The organism is Methylorubrum sp. B1-46, assembly GCF_021117295.1.
Taxonomy (GTDB): domain Bacteria; phylum Pseudomonadota; class Alphaproteobacteria; order Rhizobiales; family Beijerinckiaceae; genus Methylobacterium.
On record NZ_CP088247.1, the window covers coordinates 1,612,194 to 1,627,818 of the forward strand.

Sequence of the window (15,625 nt, forward strand, 5' to 3'; positions counted from 1 at the left end):
TGCCGAGGACAAGGCGGGATCGGCCCTGGGGTTCCCCGTCGGGAGCGCGCGGCCCATCCGTATCGAGTGCTCACTCGGCGCTCGCGCGAAGGCGCCGCTCGCCGCAGACGCGCAGGGCGAGGCACGCGAGATCCCCGCTGTCGACGGCGTCGAGCGCGGCCCGGCGCAGGGCGATCAGCGAGCGCTCGAAGCCGTGGCGGGCCGCCGCCAGGCGTCCGACGGCGGCACGGGACCGGCTTCGGCGCGAGGACCACCGTGCGGGCCGGTCCGGGCCGGCGGCGGGAGCGGGAGCAAACATGGGAGACTTCCTTTGACAGCTCAGAGGCTTGGCCGGTTCTGCAGCTCACCGATGCGCCGCAGGAGATCCTCGAACCGTTCCCGCGCGCGCTCGTCGCTGCGCGCGACGGCGCGGGCGGTCTCGCCTGTGAGCCGGACCAGATCCTCCAGCACGCGGGTGCGGCTCTCCAGGGCGGCGGCCACCGCGGCGTTGGTCTGGGACGCGCGCTCCAGGGCGGCGGCGGTGGCCCCCGTCTCGGCGATGCGCGCCTCCAGCACCCGCAGGCCGTCGCGGTAAAGGTGGAGGCAAGCCACCCCCAGCAACACCGCGACGATCCAACCGGCGCCTCCATCGGCGAAGAGGAGGCGCGCGGCTTCTGCGGCGATCTTGTCCATGGGTCCCACTCCCGGCACGAACACCCGGATCATCGCGTCCGGTGGTGTGCGACACCGGAGGGTCAGGCCGTCTCGCGGGCCCCGCGCGCGGGCCGGTGCCCCAGGGCGTGCTCCAGAGCCGGCGCGAGGGTGTTTCCGGTCGTCGCCGCCGCCTCGAGAGGCAAGGACCGGAACACCTTCTCCGCGACCCCCTCGCCCCCGCCGGCCGCCCGGAGCAGCCAGCCCGGCGCCTGATCGAGGGCCCGCTGCACGGCGCGGGCAATCACCGCCGAGCCGACGGAGACGGTGAGCCGGCGCCCATGGACGGCGCCGGCCACCGCGTTCAGGGCGTAATCCGTGGCGTTGCGCACGAGGCGCTCGACCAGCGCGTCGGTGACGAGAAGGCGCAAGGGGCCGCTGAAGCGGGCGAGCGCCGCCGCAAGCGCCGCGACGAGCACCGGTGTCAGCAGCGCGGTCGCACCCTGGACGAGCGCCAGCACGGCATCGCCCCAGGGCAGGACGAACGCGGCGGCGTCGGCAGGGAGCGGCGTCGCGTGCGCGGGTGCGCAGCAGCCGAGCAGGAGAAGCGGCGGCAGGACCGGCCTGAGGAGAAAGACCCTGGCGGCGGTTCGGGCGAAGACGAGGGTGGGCGCCATGACTGTGGTCCTTTTCAGAGGGCGGCAAGGGACGCGTTCAAGGGAAGCGTTCAGCGGGCAGCGCGCAGCCAGTCCCGCAGGCGGGCGCGCCAGCCAGATCGGGCCGCGACCGGCGAGGCCGGGGCGACGGGCGCCGAGACCGGCCGCGCATCACCGCGCCGGGCCCGCGGCAGGGCGGTCTCGTAGGGGGTAAGGAACTGGTCGAACTCGCCCTGGCGGCGGGCGATGATCGCCGCCGGGCGGTTCCACATCAGGATCGCCTCGCTCGCGCCCGCCCGGTCGCCAGCCCGCAGGCGCCGCAGCACCGTGGAGCGCCGGAAAGCCGCTGGGCCGATGTTGAAGCAGAGTGAGACCAGCGCGTCGAAGGCGTGCTGCGGCAGCGGCTCGGGGATCGCCTCGGCCACCGCGCGGACGAAGGCCGCCACGTCGCGGGCGAAGATCGTGTCCGCCTCCGCCGCGCCGATGCGCAGGCCCGCCCGCGGCACCGGCGGTCCGGCGGCGGCGGTGTGGCCGACGCCGATGGTCCAGATGCCCACGCTGTCGCGATAGGCCTCCAGCCGCCGCCCCTCCCGGGCGATCAGCACGGTGCGGCCGACGGCGCTGAGGTCCATCGTCGTTCTCCGATGTCGAGGGGGTTGGGGCGTGAGGGACGAGCGGCCTAATCCAAGCCCTCGAACAGCAGCGAGAACAGGATGTTGGTCGTGGCCGCCGCCCCGCCGCTCGACACGATCTTGAGGCACCAGCGGTCCGAACTCTCGAAGACCACGCTGTTGACGAGGTCGGCCGCCTGATTGGAGCCGGTCCCCGAGATCGAGCAGGTCAGGGCCGTGTCGGTGAAGAGTTTCTGGAGCGTGAAGGTCCAGCTCTGGCCGGCGCCCGGCGCGCTCTGTGTCACGATGCGCAGATGCCGGAAGCGCCCGCGCCGGCCGGCGGCGGCGCAGACCTCGCTCTGATGACTGCCGACGAGAGCGTTGGTGAAGTACCGCGTCGCGCCGGCCGTCACGGTCCCCGGCCCGCTGTTGCCCGCGATCACCTGTGCGGTCAGCACCGGCACGTTGGCGACCGTGACGCGGCCGGGAAAGGCGACCTGCCCCGTCGCGCGGTCGATCCGCAGCGCCTCGAACCATGTGCCGCCGTTCGGGGAAACCTTGACGCGGAGGTCGTCGTCGCCGGTCAGCCCGATCTCGGCGCGGGCGGAGAAGCCGGTCTGCATCAGCAGGGAGAGGACGTTGCCGGCCGCCTGCTTGTTGAGGGTGTAGCGCAGATCCCCGCTGCCGCCCTCGACGCTCGTCAGCGCGGTCCAGAGCGCCTTGTTGAGCTTGGCCGCAAAGGGATTGTCCGCATCCGCCCCCGTGCCGATCCCGAGACGGGTCAGACCGTCGAGCGCGGTGAGCGTCGCGCGGAACGGCCGCCAAGCCGAGCCGGTGAAGGTATAAAGTTCGGTCTCGTCGGCGACGAAGGCGGTCCAGCCCGCCTGCGGCGTCAGGGACAGCCACGCCCCGTCCTGAAACCGGACGATGCGGCCGGCCCAGCCGGTCCAGGCCCCGCTCGGGTCGTTCGCGGCGATCAGGTAGCGGTCACCCTCGGTGGGGCTCGCGGGAGGCGCAGTGCGGTCCTTGTCGAGGACGGCGAGCTGCACCAGCGCGTCGAGCAGGGCCAGCGCCTCGTTATGGGTGACGTGCTTCTGCGCCTGCCCTCCCGCGATCAGCGGCAGGGCGAGACTCGGGGTCGTGTCGGCCATGGGCCACTCCGTCGCGTGCGAGGATCACGTGTCAGACCATGCGCAGGCTCACCCGCGCCCGGCGGGCGGGACCGGGGCCGGCCAGCGTGCCGATCTGCGCCACCGCGGCATCGATCTCGGTGCGGCGCGTGCCGAAATCCGCGATCTCGTCGGCGCTCGCGTAGAGGACGCTCGTCGTGGCGGCGCTCAGGCTGCGCAGGGTGCGTCCATCCTCGGCGAGGATGTCGAGGCGGTAGGCCTCCCTCTCCTCGCCGAGCGGCACGTCGGCCGGCTCCCAGGCATCGGCGTCACGCCGCGCCCGTTGGGCCCAGTCGAAGCGGATGCCCTCGGCCATGCGCCGGCCCCGCAGATGGACCGGGCTCAACGGCACGAAGGCGGTCAGATCGGCCGTGGCGGCGAAGCCGACGAAGGCGGGGTCGGCCGGGTCGCGCTCGGCCGGGCCGACGCGGTAGAGGAAGCGGCGGCCGGCCTCGTCGAGCCGGTCGACCAGCGGCCGGACGGCCCCGTCGTCGAGGCGCACGATCAGGCTGCCCGCCCCTGCCGGCCGGCCCGCGGCCGCCTCGCTGCCAGCCAGTTCCCGGAGCAGGCCGGAGAGCCGCCATGTTGCGGCTCCGATCAGCTCGGCTCGCGCCGCGGACAGGATCTCGACCGCCCCGTCGGCGCCGGTCACGGCGAACAGGTTTCCGCCCGCCAGCGCCGCCGCTTCGCCGATCGCGCTCAAACCCTCCGCGTGGCGCAGGGTGACATCGAGGCGGGCGGTGCGGTCGAAGCGCCAGAGCGGGCCCGGCGCCAGCGAGGTCAGCGTGCGGCCGAGACAGGCCGGATGGTCGAGGGTGCGGTGGAGCGCAAACGGCGCCCCCTCGCCGGCCGCGCGCCAGACCGCGACCGCGCCGGGCCAGGGATCGGCGGAGACTGCGAGATAGGAGAGCGGCACCGGATCGCCCCGCTCCACCGGCAGGACCAGCGGCACGGCGAAGACCGGCCCCGGCACCGCCGGCGGTGTCCGGCCGGCCCGCGCAACCGGCGCGGGCGGTGCGGGATCGGGCCGGGGCAGCGGCACGGCCCGGCTCTCGATCCGGCGCCCCGAGGGGACATCGTCGATACGGGTGATCCGGTGGAGCGCGTCGCGGGTCTCACCCGGCAGGGCCACGAGGTCTCCGGGCTCCAGATCGATCCGGCGCGGGCTCACGTTGAAGGTGGCCGTGTCGCGGCCCGCGAGCGCCGCGTCGAGGACGGCTTCCGCCAGCGCCTGCGCGGCCTCGCGCCGGGTGACGACGGCCGCCTCGACGCGCGCCTCCTGCCGCCGCGCTCCGGCCGGGCGCGCAGCTGACACGGTGGCGCGGCGATAATCCGGACTCTCGCCGTCGGAGAAGCCGACCGCGACGGAACGCGGCAGCTCGCTCTCCTGCCCCCGCACCCGGCGCAGGGAGGCCGCCTCGCCCTCGCCGAGAACCAACTCGCCCGCCTCCAGCGGGACGGGAGCGCTCATGCGCCCGTCGCGGATCCGCAACGTGCCGGCCGAGACCGCGACGTCGAGGCCGAACAACCGGGCGAGCGGTTCCAGCGCCTCGCGGGCGGACAGCGGCCTGTCGAGCACGGCGCCGTCGAGGAAACCGGCGGCGTCGATGTCGAGGCTCGCGTCGATGCCGAGATCGGTGAGGATCGCCGCGATCAGCCGATCGAGTTCGACCCCCTCGATCCGGCCGGTGATCCAGTGGCCGAGCGCCCAGTTGTCGCCATCCGCCCACACAGTGGTGAAGTCGGGGAAGGCCGGAAAGGGCCGCGCATCCCAGGCCCAGACAGAGATGCCGTTGGCCGGGATCATCCCGGCGCCATAGACCGACGAAATCGGATTGTGAGCCGGCTCAAAACCCTCCGCCGCGGCATCGAAGCGTGTCAGGATCGCGTCGAGGCCGCGGGTTTGGATCAGGTCGTCGCGGGTGCCACGGGAGAAGGGCGGGCGGGCGTCCTCCGACGATTTCGGATCGGGGAAGACGTTCGGTCCGTTGGTGCCGCGGTCGACCGCCGGAATGCCGATCTCTGTGAGCCAGATCGGCTTCCCCTTCGGCACCCAGGCGGTCGGCCCGGTCTCGACGCTCCCCTCGCGCTCGACATGCGGGTTCGACCACCACGCGACGAGATCCTTGGCGCGGTAGATCCACGGCTGACCGTGGGCGCCGTCGGTGATCGGCGTGCGGCGCTGCGCGAGACGGTCCTCGGGGCTCGCATAATACCAGTCGAAGGCCTCGCCCGCGCCGAGGCGGGATTTGAGATAGGCGCGGTCGTAGAGGCTCGTGGCCTCGGCCGCGTCGCGGTGGTCCGGGCCGTCGCGCCAGTCCGAGAGCGGCGGGTAGTAGTCGATGCCGACCGCCGCGACCGCCGGGTCGGCGAAGAGCGGATCGAGGGGAAAGCGCACCGAGGCGCCGCCCTCGCGGACATGAGCGCCGTACTCGGTCCAGTCGGCGGCGTAGACGAGGCTCACGCCCTCGCCGAGGCGGGCGCGAACCTCGGCGGCGAGGCGGCGAAACCCCGCGACCGCCGGGTAGGTGCTGCCCGGTCCGCGCACCCGCGTGAGGCCGACGAACTCGCTGCCGAGGATGAAGCCGGCGAGCGGCGCTCCCGCCGCTGCCCAGCCGGTGGCAAGGCCGGCATAGTGCAGGATCATCGCCCGGTAGCCCTGCGGTCCCTCGAAGAAGGACGCCACCTGATCGACCGCGGCGGCGGTGCTGTCCGGGCTGCCGGGCCGGTCGGGGGCGGGGTCGCAGGTGATGCGCCCGCGCCAGGGATAGGCAGCTTGCGTCTCGCCGGGCCGGTACGGGTCCGGCAGGGCATTGCCCGCCGGCACATCCATCATCACGAAGGGATAGAGCACCACCGCGAGTCCACGGCGGGTCAGCTCCGCCACCAGCCGCCCGAGCCCGGCATCGGACGGCGTGCCGCCATAGGCCGCCGTGCCGCTGTCCTGTGAGACGGCCCGCGCCGCGGCGCGGCTCAGCCCGGCGACGGACCATGGTTCGCCGGTCGTCGCCTTTGCCGTCGAATCGACCCGCGGGGTCACGGTGCAATGCCCGGCGCGCAGATCGTCGCCGAACCAGCTCGTCACCACCGAGACCCGTTCGAGCCGCGGGCACAGGGCCTGGAGCGCGTCGAGAGAGGCGATGACGTCGCTCGCTCCCTGGAACTGGATCCGATTAGCCAGCTTTGTAGCGCCGAACCCCGCATCCTCGCTGACGGCGAGGGGGTCGAGGCCGAACTCGGTGGAGCCGGGGATCAGGCAGACCGCGCGGATCTTAGCGGCCAGCCCCGCGACCGGGCGGATCACTTCGAAGGCGAATTGCGGGATGCGGTTGCCGAAGGCGGCGAGCGGCAGCCGCTCGAACACGATGTAGGCGAGCCCCCGATAGGCCGGCGCGTTGTCCGCGCCCTCCTTGGCGACGATGAGCGGGTCGGGCGCCTGCATCGCCGAGCCGGTATGAACCCGGACGTTGAGCGTCGTCAGGTCGAGCTCGCTGCCATCGGCCCAGACCCGGCGCACGAGGGCGATCTCGCCGACGCAGAGCCCGACCGCGAGATTGATGAAGGTGCTGTAGGTGGTGCGCACCGTCTTCTGCCCGCCCGATCCCCCTTTCGAGCCGGAGGTGGAGCGCTCCACTTTGGTGTTAGCGACCTCGAGCGGACGCGTCGCCCAGATCAGGGTGCCGCCGATGCGGGCGCGGCCGTAGACGCGGGGTACCGGCGCGCCCTCGGTGGAGGCGAGGCCGCCGAGCTCGGAGAGCCGCGGCCCCTCGACGAAGCGCGGGCTCGTGCCGGTGCCGAACAGGGCATCGTCGAGCGCCGCGCCCCCGGCCGCGCCGGCCACGCGCCCGATCATCCCGCCAATGGGACCGCCGAGCGCGTTGCCGACCGCCTCGCCGGCGGTTTGCAGGACGAGCGTGGTCATGGCGGGCCTCCGGCAGGCGCGAGAATCATTAGGGCGGATCAGGAAAGCGGAAGGCGTGGGCGAGGTGGCGCCGCCACCAGGGCGTCAGTGCAACTTCGGTTACCGATGCCCCGTCATGGGCATGGATCATCGCCTCCGGGCCCGTGGCGATCGCACAGTGCTTTGCCGGCAAATGTGCGCGGAAGGCGAAGAGTAGGAGGTCCCCGGCGTGCGGCCGATAGGCCGTCAGCGGTTCCGCGATCGACACGAGGTGCCGGCGCGCCGCGTCGAGCAGCGGGTCGCTGCCGGCAAGTACCGATTCGGCCCAAGAGGCGGCGTAGGGCGGGGCCTTTTCCGGTTCGGGGCCGAGTACCCCGCGCCAGACCCCACGCAACAGGCCGAGGCAGTCGCAGCCGACGCCTTTCAGCGAGGCTTGATGCCGATACGGTGTTCCGGCCCAGGCGCGGGCCTCCGCCACGATCCGCTCGGGCAGCGAGGATGCATCCTCATCCATGACCGCCTCACCGGAACAAGCTGGAGCCGTCGAGGCGGGCTCCGGTCTCGGGACCGGCGCGCAGCACGAAATCGTTGCCGGGCATGTGGGGAAACCCTTGGAAGTTGAGGGTGTTGGCGAACTTCCCGCGGCAGGCGGCGAAGCTCTTGTCGCAACCGGCGACGAGGGTGAAGGCGTCGCCCGGTGCGCTCGGACGCGGCGGCGGGTCCCACAGGTCGAGGCTCACGCTCTCTCCGTCGCGGTGGTGGAAGCGGAGGTCGGCGGCCTGTCCGGCATGGGCGCCCGTCTCCCATGTGAGGCGCCCGCCGGAGAACCAGCCCGTGGGAAAGCTCCCGCTCAGCGCGACGGCGAGCCGGCCGGGCTCGGGTACGGCCCGCACCGTGCCGGCGGTGCGGAAGCGCGGATCGCTCAGATCGACACGGCAGCGGGCGTCGCCGAGATCGGCGTCACAGGCGGCGCGGTAGCTGCGCCCCACCGTGACATCGAGGCGGTGCATCAGCCCGCGCAGCTCGGCCACGAAAGCGCCGCCCTCCCGGCGGATCTCGCCCAAGGTCGCCACGTCGAGGAGCAGGCGCGCCTCGGGCTCGGCCCAATCGACCAGCCAGGTCTCGACCCTGGCCCCGTCATAGAGCCCGGCCGCCACGTCGGCCTCGGTGATCCCGGCCGAGGTCAGGGCGCCGGCCACCTCGCCGCCGCCGACGGCAAAGCCGAGTTCCGCGCTCGCCTCGGCCGCCTCCAGCCCGCTGCGGGCAGCGTAGGTCACACCGCCGAGGATGAGATCGCGGTCGTGGTCGGTGAAGCCGAGGACGAGGCCGTCGCGGCGACGCAGGGCCCAACAGCGGCAGAGCGTCGTGGCGCCGCCCTCCAGGCGGGCGGCGAGGCGGGGCGGGACGGCGCGCATCGGCTTTCCCTTCAAGGCACGATTTCGATCAGCGGGATCCGCGGCACCTCGCCGGCGGTGAAGGCGGCGAGATCGACGGTGAGTTCGTCGGTGTCGAAGCGGACGGGCACGTCGAACTCGAAGCCGGCCGTGACGGCGGCGCCCACCGGCGGCACCGCGTCCACGGCGAAGGTGAGCTGCCCCGTCGCCGGATTGACGGAAACCGTCCTGGCGGCCACCTCGACGCCGTTCACGGCCACGCGCACGCTGCCGGCCACCGGCTTGGCAATCGTCCGGCGGTAGGCCTCCGGCCCGCTTCCGTAGGTCTTGGTGAGCCCGAAGACGCGGGTCGTGCCGTCGCCGGTGCCGATCCGCTGGTCGGTCGGTGTCGGCGTCCGCGAGGGCGGGTCGGAGCGGTGATCGACCCGGTCGCGGTAGCGGAACCCGTAGAGCCGCCCGCGCCGCTCCTCGAAGAAGCCGAGCACCGCATGCAGCGCGTCGAGGGTGCGGATGCCGAGCCCGGCATCGTAGCGGCGTCGCGAATCCGCCCAGCGGCTGTTGCGGTGCTCGCGGCCCGACGCCAGCGTGACGATCTCGGTGCGCCGCACCGGCCCGCCGCTGCCGCGCAACGCGACGTCGAGCGGAAAGCGGACTTCGTGGAAGTCGGATGGCATCGCGGTGCTCCTCAGAGCGCTCGTCGACCGCGGGCGACGGCGCGGGCGAGGCGGGCGGCGACCTAGGCCTCGGAGCGGCGAAAGCCCTCGATATCGGGCGTGGCGATGTTGACGGTGACGGAAACCGGCCGCTCGGCCCCGCCGGCAGCGACCCCGAGGCGGCCGTCGCTGCCGCGCCGGAGCGGCAAGATCGCTTCCGGCCCGGCCTCGCCCATCAGGCCGGTGCCGCCCTCCGGGCCGGCAAGCGGAAAATAGGTCGGCGCCGCGACGACGCCGCCGGCCGCGAAGGGGCGCACCCGCCCGCCCCCGAGAACGCCACCGAGGCGGAACGGCACGATCCGTCCGTCGGCAACGAGGCCGCCGCTAGCCAGCGCCGTGGTGCCGGCACCGGAGGCCGCGCTCAGCAGGCCGTTGACGAGGCTCGTCACGCCCGTCTTCACGGGCGCGAGCGCCGCCTTGACCGCGACGTTGGAGAGCTTGCTCGCCAGCGAGGCCAGCACCCCGTCGAGCTGGCGCCCGGCATTGAGGTTCCGGTCGAAAGCCGAGGACAGGGTCTGGCCGAAGCGCTGGGCCAGACGGTCGAGGGTTTCGAGCTGCCTGGCGCGCTCGGTCGTGCCGCGGTCGCCGTCTGACATCAGAGAACCCCCGGATCGGGATGGGCGGCGAGCAGCCGGTCGAGATCGGCCCGGCTCGGCGCGTCGGGCGCCGGACGGATCAGGCCGGACGCGGCGGCGAGTTCGCGGGGTGTGGCCGCCCAGAGGTCGCGCGGGCGCCAGCGCAGGGTCGAAAGACCGAGCATCAGCACCGTATCCCACGGGAAGGCGGAGACGGGCGTCTCCGGCGCGTGACCTCCCGTGAGGATTAAGGGTCCGCGGGCGGCGCCGCGCCGAAGGCCGCGACCAGCGCCTCGCCGAGCGCGGCGGTCACGGCCGCCAGTCCGCCGTCGAGCGGCAGGCGGGCAACCGCCTCGTCGTCGAGGACGTGGCCGCCGCCGCGCAGCGCCGCGCCGAGCAGCGCGATCACGTCGCGGGCCGCGAGCCGGCCGTCGGCGAAGCGCTCGGCAAGGCCCACGAGATCACCCGCGCCGAGTGCGTCCTCCAGTTCGGCCAGCGCGCCCAGGGTGAGGCAGAGCGTGTAGCGCTCGTGGCCTAAGGTCAGCGGCACCTCGCCGCGTCGGCGGTTGGCCATGCTCACGCCCCCGTAAAGCTCAAGGGTCCAGCGGAATCGAGGGCGATGTCGAAGGTGACCTCACCCGCATGCTCGCCGCGGTACTCAAGGCTGGTGATCTGGAACAGGCCCTCGATCGTGCCGAAATCGGGGACCACGATCTGGAACAGCTCGATCACGCCGTCGAAGAACGTCTGGCGCAGGCGTGCGTCGGAGGCCTCGTCGCGGAACACACCGGAGCCCGCGACCGCGGCGCGGCGCACCCCTGCACCGGCCAGCAGCTCACGCCAGCGGCCGGCGGAATCAGCGTTGGTGACGTCCACCGTCTCGGCATTGAAGGCGAGCTGCCGGGCGCGCAGGCCCGCCACCGCGACGAAGCCGTCGGCCCCGTGACTGACTCGGACCAGGAGGTCCCTGCCCTTCTGTGCGCCCATGCTCGCGGCTCCGCTGTTCTCGGGGAAAGTCAGGCGGCGACTTCGGTCACCGCCTCGAAGGAGAGGGTCGCCCGCGCTTCGCCGGTGCGCTCGTCGCGGAGAGCGGCGAGGCTCTTGAGGCGCAGGAAGACGAGGACGTGGCCGCTCAAGACGAGGTCGGCCTCATCGAGGCGGCCGGCGATGTGCTCGGCCACCTCCAGGGCGGAGCGGGCCGAGCCCGGCTTGGCGAAAACGGTGAGGGCGAAGGCGTGGCGGTGGCGCCGGGCGCCCTCGACCGAGTCGTCGCTGGCCTCGCTCGGTCCGAACACCGCGTAGACCGGGGCGGCGCCCCGCGGCGGCTCGTCGTAGAGCCGCAGGCGACCGCCCATCAGCGCGGCCAGCGGCGCATCGCCGGCAAGGCGGGCGAGAAGGCCGGCCCGCAGCGCCAGCAGAGGGCTCGATCGCGTCACGGCACCGACTCCTCGATCATCTCCTCGACCTCGCAGACCAGATCGCGGCGGCGCCCGTCAGGGTCGGCGGCGGCGCGGATCGCGAAGCGGCGCGCCCCGTCGGCGAGGCGCATCGACGGGGTGACGCCGGGGCGGTAGCGCAGGCTGGCCCGATAGAGGCCCGGCCGGTCGTCGCGCCCGCCGCGGGATGCGCCGACGCCGCCGAGCGCTTCCAGCGATCCCCACAGAACCGGCCCGGCGACGTAGCGCCGGAGCCGGCCGCCGAATCCGTCGGGCTCATCCACGGGGAGTTCGAGCACGAGGCGGCGTCGCCGCGCGCCGAGCGGTCTGTGCGTCATAATCGGCCTCAGAGGTTCGGGGTCAGAGCCGCATCCGGCGGCAGGCGGCGGCGAGGCCCGCCGCCTCCGGCGGCAGCGGCCGGGGCGCGCACTCGCGGCCCGCATCGCCGCGGTTCTCAAACCAATCCGCGACCGTCAGGCGCAGGGCCTGGACCAGGGGCTCGGGGACCGACGGTCCCTCGCCGCCGCAGCCGGCGCTCACCTCGACCAGCGCCGAGGCTGCGCCGAGCGGCGGCAGGTCCGGCCCGAACAGGAGACAGGGTGCCTCCCAAGGGTCGGGCCCGATCCGGATCGGTCCCGGCTCGATCGCGACGAGGGTCCCGCCCGCATCAACCCGCCCGGCGCGCAGCACGGCGACGAGGGGGCTCAGCGGCAGCGGCAGCAGACCGAGCTGGGGCCAGGCCGCCAGCACCACCCGGAAGCGGGCGGACCGCAACAGCCGACGGGTGGCCGCCTCGACCGCCGCCCGCGCCGCAGGGATCAGGCGGGCGATCAGGGCATCCTCGGCGGTCTCATCGGAGGAGAGCCGGAGATGGCCGCGCATCTCGGCCACGCTCACCGGCTCGACGCCGGTCTCCTCGACGCGTATCGGGATCATGCCAGTCTCTCCTGAAAGCGTTCCTCGCCCTCGATGCGTGCGCCGACCCCGCCCGCCGCCCGCTCGGCGCGCCCTGCTCTCCGGGCGGCCGCCCTCGCGGCCCTGCTCGCCGCCACGCCGGCAGCCGCCATCGTCGGCGGCCGCGAGGGCGCGGCGGTGCCGGGCGCGACCTCGGCGGTGATGGTGCTGACCGCGGGCGGCGGAGTGTGTTCAGGGATCGTGGTCGCACCGGACGCGGTGCTCACCGCCGGCCATTGCGTGGCGGGCGCGGGCGAGAACCGCGTGCATTACCGCGACGAGACGGGGCGCCCGGTGCTGGCCGAAGTCGCTGCCCGCAGCCTTCATCCCGGCTACGACGGCGATGCGATCCGCGGGCGCACCCGCTCCATCGATTTGGCGCTTCTGCGCACCCGCGAGCCGCTGCCCGCCCGCTTTGTACCGGCGGATTTGAGCGGCGCGATGCCGCGGGCCGGCCAGAGCCTGACGCTGGCCGGCTACGGCGCCACGCGGGGCGGCGACCGGCGCTCGATCGGCCGCTATCGCGGCGCCACCCTCACCGTGATCGAACCCTACGGCCCGAGCCGCATCTTGGTCTGGATGCAGTCCAAGGGGGCGGGCGGCTGCCAGGGGGATTCCGGCGGGCCGATTCTGGAGGGTGCCGCGGTGATGGCGGTGGCCGCCTGGGTGAAGGACGCGTGCGGCGGCCTGACTCAAGGCATCTTGCTCGGGCCGCAGCGGGCGTGGGTCGACCGGACGCTGGCCGGCTGGGGGACCTCTGCACGGTGGTGACGTCCTTAACCGATCGTGATCCTGCCGCGGACACCAAGGCGGAACCGGAGCTTGGCCGCCGAATTGGCTTCGGATACGCTTCAACCGGTCCGGGATTCGGCCGCAGCCCTCTGCGGACCGCGCCCAGGCCCTGGAGAACGGAAAAAATGGTTGCGAGCCCCCTTCGCGCGTGCCTGTTCGGTGCCCTGCTGGGACTTGTCCCGCTCTCGGCCCAGGCCGTGGTCGAGGGCCGCACCTCGCGCGATCCTGGGGGCTTGCGCGCGTCGGTGGTGCGGATCGAGAGCACGCAGGGTGAGATCTGCTCCGGCACCCTGATCGCGCAGGACATTGTGCTCACTGCGGCCCACTGCGTGATGCACAAGGCCGGCTACAACGTGGTCGTGGTCGATCCGAATTTCCGCCAGCGCCGCCTGCGCGCCGTCGCGGTCTCGATGCATCCCGAATTCGTCCCCGGCACGACGCCGGAGGAGCAGCCGGGCATCGATCTTGCCCTGATCAAGCTGGAACAGCCGGCCGGACCCGGCTTCCGCCCGCTCGATCCCCGCGGCGGCGCGATCACCACCGGCGACAACGTGGACATTGCCGGCTTCGGCGTGCTCGCCGAGAACCGCCGCAACACCGCGCGGACGCTGCGCACCGCCCATCTCGTCTCGATCGGCTCGCTGCAGGTCGCCAATCGCGTCACCGTCGTGACCGATGCGCGGCGCATGGCCGAGACCGCGGGCGCGGGCGCCTGCCTGGGTGATTCCGGCGGCCCGATCCTGCGCGGCGGCCAGATGGTCGGCGTCGTGAGCTGGTCGAGCGGCGCCATGCGCCAGGACCGGCGCGCCCGCACCGCCTGCGGCGGGTTTACCGCCGTGACACCCACCGGCGAGCACGCGAGCTGGATCTCCTCGCGCGCCGCCGAGATGGAGGCGATGGCCCCGGACATGGCCGCCGCACAGGCCGGGCGCACCGAGTGGATGGCCCGGCCCGGCCGGCGGCGGGCTTACTGAGGGAGCGCCGCTCAGGCGAACCGAAGCAGCTTGATCGCGGCGAAGTCCTGCACGCCGCCGCCGACGCGCTTGGTGGTATAGAACAGTACGTAGGGCTTGGCGGAATACGGATCGCGCAGGGTCCGCAGGCCCACGCGATCCACTACGAGGTAGCCGCGCTTGAAGTCGCCGAATGCGATGGAATGGTTCCCCGCCCCGAAGTCGGGCATCGCCTCGGCCTCGACGAGGGGGAAGCCCATCAGGGTCGCGGCGCGGTCGGCGGCCAGCGGCGGTTGCCAGAGATAGTTGCCGTCCGCATCCTTGAACTTGCGGATCGCGCTCTGCACCCGCCGATTCATCACGAAGCTCGCGCCCTGGCGGTATCCGGCGCGCAAAGCGTAGATCAGGTCGAACAACACGTCGCTCGGGTTGCTCGCGGGGAAGGCGCCGGCCGCCCCCGTCGCCACGAAGCCGAGCTTGCCCGGCTCCCAATCGGCGTTGGCCACCGTATCGTAGCTGAGGAAGCCCTTCGGCCGGCCGACGCCGTCGCCGGTGACGAAGGCGACGCTCTCCTGCTCGGCGAACGCCGTCTCGACTTCCTCCGCCAGCCACGCATCGATGTCGAGCACAGCGTCGTCGAGCAGGGTCTGCGTCGCCGCCGGCATGGCGTAGAGTTCCATCGCCGGGAAGCTCAGTTCGGACAGGCTCGGCGCGTCCGTCTGCGGCCGGGGCGCCGTCTCGGCGACCCAGCCCGCGGCGGGACCGTTCACCGAGACCGCCCGCTTGTACTGGCCGCCGGAGACGGCGCGGACCGTGGCAATGGCACGGATCGGCGAGATCTCGGCCAGACGACGCAAGACCTCGCGCTCGATTGTCGGCGGCACGAGATAGCCGCCATCCGGTCCCGAGCCGGCGGAGAGCGCCTTTTCCTCCAGTCGCTTCAGCCCGGCGCTCTCGCCGGCGCGGACGTAGAGGTCGAAGGCAGCCTTGTGCTCGGTGGTGGAGGCGTCGCGCGGGGTATCCCGACCGAGCGGCGGCCGGGCGCGGTCGAGGCTGATCCGGTCGAGCCGACCCTTCGCCTGATCGAGAGCGGCGTCGATACGGGCAAGCTTCTCCTCGATCACGACATCGGCGGTGAGCCGGGTCTCGATCTCGGAGAGCCGCGTGTCATTGGCCTCCTTGAAGGCCTCGAAGGCACGGGCGAACTCGTCGAGTACGGCTTCCGTGCCGAACGTCGCCGCCTTGTTCTCGGGCAGGCCCATGGGGGCCTTGGTCTCGAAACGCATCTCGGTCATGGCATCCTCATTGGTGGAAGGGAAAGTGTCAGGCGCGCGCCGCGAGCGGAGGAGCGGCGAGGCGCGGGCGCGGTGGGACGAAGGGGCGCGGGGCTGCGGCGCGGATCACCCGCGCATCGGGCTGCAGGGGAAAGGTCACCAGCGAGACCTCCCACAGATCGACGGCGAGGAGCCGCCGTCCGCCGCGTTCGGGGGACGCCCGCACCACGCGAAACCCGATCGAAAGGCCGTCGAGGGCGCCCTCGCGCATCAGCGCGTCGATCTCGCGGGCGCGCTGGACCGCGAGGTTGAGCCGCCCAGCGACACGCAGACCCCGTCCGTCCTCCGTGAGGGAAAGCCAGGAGCCGATCGGTTCGGCCGGATCGTGCTGCCACAGCATCCGCACCCCACGCGCGCCCCGCCGGGCGAGGCTTGCGGCAAACGCTCCCGGCAGGACGGTGTCGCGGCCGAGATCGGGCACGCCGAACAGGCTGGCGTAGCCGGTGAAATGGCCATCCATCGAACAACCTCGAAGAGAGGAGTGAAGTGCGGGCTCTGCCCGGATCG

At 73.1% G+C, this 15,625-nt stretch carries 20 protein-coding genes; 2 read left to right on the forward strand and 18 right to left on the reverse strand.

Translation table 11 applies throughout. From position 1 onward, the window contains the following. Positions 1-70: 70 nt before the first annotated feature. The 16 genes from LPC10_RS07545 to LPC10_RS07620 form a co-directional block, all read right to left on the reverse strand. Entirely contained in the window at positions 71-298 is a 228-nt protein-coding gene (locus LPC10_RS07545; protein ID WP_231346135.1) for a hypothetical protein, read from the reverse strand. Between the two features lie 20 nt (positions 299-318). Beyond that, the gene (locus tag LPC10_RS07550) at positions 319-672 is read right to left on the reverse strand and encodes a hypothetical protein (protein ID WP_231346136.1); all 354 of its coding nucleotides are present in this window, start codon (positions 670-672) and stop codon (positions 319-321) included. Positions 673-734: 62 nt separating this feature from the next. Then, the gene (locus LPC10_RS07555) at positions 735-1,307 is read right to left on the reverse strand and encodes a hypothetical protein (RefSeq protein WP_231346137.1); all 573 of its coding nucleotides are present in this window, start codon (positions 1,305-1,307) and stop codon (positions 735-737) included. 50 nt (positions 1,308-1,357) lie between these two features. After that, on the reverse strand, positions 1,358-1,918 hold the full coding sequence (locus tag LPC10_RS07560; RefSeq protein ID WP_231346138.1) for a lysozyme: 561 nt from the start codon (positions 1,916-1,918) through the stop codon (positions 1,358-1,360). 47 nt (positions 1,919-1,965) lie between these two features. Further along, complete coding sequence (locus LPC10_RS07565; RefSeq protein WP_231346139.1) at positions 1,966-3,048, reverse strand: DUF2793 domain-containing protein; 1,083 nt, start codon at positions 3,046-3,048, stop codon at positions 1,966-1,968. 31 nt (positions 3,049-3,079) lie between these two features. Then, positions 3,080-6,988 carry a glycoside hydrolase/phage tail family protein gene (locus tag LPC10_RS07570; RefSeq protein ID WP_231346140.1) on the reverse strand — a complete coding sequence of 1,303 codons (3,909 nt, stop codon included), beginning with the start codon at positions 6,986-6,988 and terminating at the stop codon, positions 3,080-3,082. Positions 6,989-7,016: 28 nt separating this feature from the next. Next, positions 7,017-7,481 carry an NlpC/P60 family protein gene (locus LPC10_RS07575; RefSeq protein ID WP_231346141.1) on the reverse strand — a complete coding sequence of 155 codons (465 nt, stop codon included), beginning with the start codon at positions 7,479-7,481 and terminating at the stop codon, positions 7,017-7,019. A gap of 7 nt (positions 7,482-7,488) precedes the next feature. After that, the gene (locus LPC10_RS07580) at positions 7,489-8,382 is read right to left on the reverse strand and encodes a DUF2163 domain-containing protein (RefSeq protein WP_231346142.1); all 894 of its coding nucleotides are present in this window, start codon (positions 8,380-8,382) and stop codon (positions 7,489-7,491) included. An 11-nt stretch (positions 8,383-8,393) separates the two neighbouring features. Continuing rightward, positions 8,394-9,035 carry a DUF2460 domain-containing protein gene (locus LPC10_RS07585; protein ID WP_231346143.1) on the reverse strand — a complete coding sequence of 214 codons (642 nt, stop codon included), beginning with the start codon at positions 9,033-9,035 and terminating at the stop codon, positions 8,394-8,396. Between the two features lie 62 nt (positions 9,036-9,097). Beyond that, positions 9,098-9,670: a phage tail tape measure protein gene (locus LPC10_RS07590; protein ID WP_231346144.1), complete on the reverse strand. Its 573-nt coding sequence runs from the start codon at positions 9,668-9,670 to the stop codon at positions 9,098-9,100. Continuing rightward, entirely contained in the window at positions 9,670-9,834 is a 165-nt protein-coding gene (locus tag LPC10_RS07595) for a phage tail assembly chaperone (RefSeq protein ID WP_231346145.1), read from the reverse strand. The genes LPC10_RS07590 and LPC10_RS07595 overlap by 1 nt, the downstream gene beginning before the upstream one ends. Before the next feature lie 62 nt (positions 9,835-9,896). Next, positions 9,897-10,223 (reverse strand): gene transfer agent family protein, encoded by a 327-nt coding sequence (locus LPC10_RS07600; RefSeq protein ID WP_231346146.1) that lies wholly within the window; start codon positions 10,221-10,223, stop codon positions 9,897-9,899. A gap of 2 nt (positions 10,224-10,225) precedes the next feature. Then, positions 10,226-10,636, reverse strand: coding sequence for a phage major tail protein, TP901-1 family (locus tag LPC10_RS07605; RefSeq protein WP_231346147.1), 411 nt, complete (start codon positions 10,634-10,636; stop codon positions 10,226-10,228). A 29-nt stretch (positions 10,637-10,665) separates the two neighbouring features. After that, a complete protein-coding gene (locus LPC10_RS07610; protein WP_231346148.1) occupies positions 10,666-11,085 on the reverse strand; it encodes a DUF3168 domain-containing protein in 420 nt (139 codons plus the stop codon). After that, a complete protein-coding gene (locus LPC10_RS07615) occupies positions 11,082-11,423 on the reverse strand; it encodes a head-tail adaptor protein (protein ID WP_231346149.1) in 342 nt (113 codons plus the stop codon). Before LPC10_RS07615 ends, LPC10_RS07610 begins: the two co-directional genes overlap by 4 nt. A 22-nt stretch (positions 11,424-11,445) precedes the next feature. Then, complete coding sequence (locus LPC10_RS07620; protein WP_231346150.1) at positions 11,446-12,021, reverse strand: hypothetical protein; 576 nt, start codon at positions 12,019-12,021, stop codon at positions 11,446-11,448. A gap of 33 nt (positions 12,022-12,054) precedes the next feature. Here LPC10_RS07620 and LPC10_RS07625 point away from each other — a divergent pair, with 33 nt between their 5' ends. Together LPC10_RS07625 and LPC10_RS07630 are read left to right on the forward strand one after the other, a co-directional pair. Next, entirely contained in the window at positions 12,055-12,810 is a 756-nt protein-coding gene (locus tag LPC10_RS07625) for a trypsin-like serine protease (protein WP_231346151.1), read from the forward strand. 146 nt (positions 12,811-12,956) lie between these two features. Further along, complete coding sequence (locus LPC10_RS07630) at positions 12,957-13,805, forward strand: trypsin-like serine protease (RefSeq protein WP_108939422.1); 849 nt, start codon at positions 12,957-12,959, stop codon at positions 13,803-13,805. 11 nt (positions 13,806-13,816) lie between these two features. Here the strand turns inward: LPC10_RS07630 and LPC10_RS07635 are convergent, their stop codons facing one another. Both LPC10_RS07635 and LPC10_RS07640 read right to left on the reverse strand, forming a co-directional pair. Next, complete coding sequence (locus tag LPC10_RS07635) at positions 13,817-15,079, reverse strand: phage major capsid protein (protein WP_231346152.1); 1,263 nt, start codon at positions 15,077-15,079, stop codon at positions 13,817-13,819. Positions 15,080-15,107: 28 nt separating this feature from the next. Next, positions 15,108-15,578 carry an HK97 family phage prohead protease gene (locus LPC10_RS07640; RefSeq protein ID WP_231346153.1) on the reverse strand — a complete coding sequence of 157 codons (471 nt, stop codon included), beginning with the start codon at positions 15,576-15,578 and terminating at the stop codon, positions 15,108-15,110. Between the last annotated feature and the right edge of the window lie 47 nt (positions 15,579-15,625).

Bases quoted from the DNA above. Each gene is read 5' to 3' on its own strand.
- LPC10_RS07590 (WP_231346144.1), bottom strand. From the start codon at position 9,670: ATGTCAGACGGCGACCGCGGCACGACCGAGCGCGCCAGGCAGCTCGAA.
- LPC10_RS07555 (WP_231346137.1), bottom strand. From the start codon at position 1,307: ATGGCGCCCACCCTCGTCTTCGCCCGAACCGCCGCCAGGGTCTTTCTC.
- LPC10_RS07585 (WP_231346143.1), bottom strand. From the start codon at position 9,035: ATGCCATCCGACTTCCACGAAGTCCGCTTTCCGCTCGACGTCGCGTTG.
- LPC10_RS07605 (WP_231346147.1), bottom strand. From the start codon at position 10,636: ATGGGCGCACAGAAGGGCAGGGACCTCCTGGTCCGAGTCAGTCACGGG.
- LPC10_RS07575 (WP_231346141.1), bottom strand. From the start codon at position 7,481: ATGGATGAGGATGCATCCTCGCTGCCCGAGCGGATCGTGGCGGAGGCC.
- LPC10_RS07570 (WP_231346140.1), bottom strand. From the start codon at position 6,988: ATGACCACGCTCGTCCTGCAAACCGCCGGCGAGGCGGTCGGCAACGCG.
- LPC10_RS07580 (WP_231346142.1), bottom strand. From the start codon at position 8,382: ATGCGCGCCGTCCCGCCCCGCCTCGCCGCCCGCCTGGAGGGCGGCGCC.
- LPC10_RS07550 (WP_231346136.1), bottom strand. From the start codon at position 672: ATGGACAAGATCGCCGCAGAAGCCGCGCGCCTCCTCTTCGCCGATGGA.
- LPC10_RS07545 (WP_231346135.1), bottom strand. From the start codon at position 298: ATGTTTGCTCCCGCTCCCGCCGCCGGCCCGGACCGGCCCGCACGGTGG.
- LPC10_RS07565 (WP_231346139.1), bottom strand. From the start codon at position 3,048: ATGGCCGACACGACCCCGAGTCTCGCCCTGCCGCTGATCGCGGGAGGG.
- LPC10_RS07635 (WP_231346152.1), bottom strand. From the start codon at position 15,079: ATGACCGAGATGCGTTTCGAGACCAAGGCCCCCATGGGCCTGCCCGAG.
- LPC10_RS07615 (WP_231346149.1), bottom strand. From the start codon at position 11,423: ATGACGCACAGACCGCTCGGCGCGCGGCGACGCCGCCTCGTGCTCGAA.
- LPC10_RS07560 (WP_231346138.1), bottom strand. From the start codon at position 1,918: ATGGACCTCAGCGCCGTCGGCCGCACCGTGCTGATCGCCCGGGAGGGG.
- LPC10_RS07625 (WP_231346151.1), top strand. From the start codon at position 12,055: ATGCGTGCGCCGACCCCGCCCGCCGCCCGCTCGGCGCGCCCTGCTCTC.
- LPC10_RS07640 (WP_231346153.1), bottom strand. From the start codon at position 15,578: ATGGATGGCCATTTCACCGGCTACGCCAGCCTGTTCGGCGTGCCCGAT.
- LPC10_RS07595 (WP_231346145.1), bottom strand. From the start codon at position 9,834: ATGCTCGGTCTTTCGACCCTGCGCTGGCGCCCGCGCGACCTCTGGGCG.
- LPC10_RS07600 (WP_231346146.1), bottom strand. From the start codon at position 10,223: ATGGCCAACCGCCGACGCGGCGAGGTGCCGCTGACCTTAGGCCACGAG.
- LPC10_RS07620 (WP_231346150.1), bottom strand. From the start codon at position 12,021: ATGATCCCGATACGCGTCGAGGAGACCGGCGTCGAGCCGGTGAGCGTG.
- LPC10_RS07630 (WP_108939422.1), top strand. From the start codon at position 12,957: ATGGTTGCGAGCCCCCTTCGCGCGTGCCTGTTCGGTGCCCTGCTGGGA.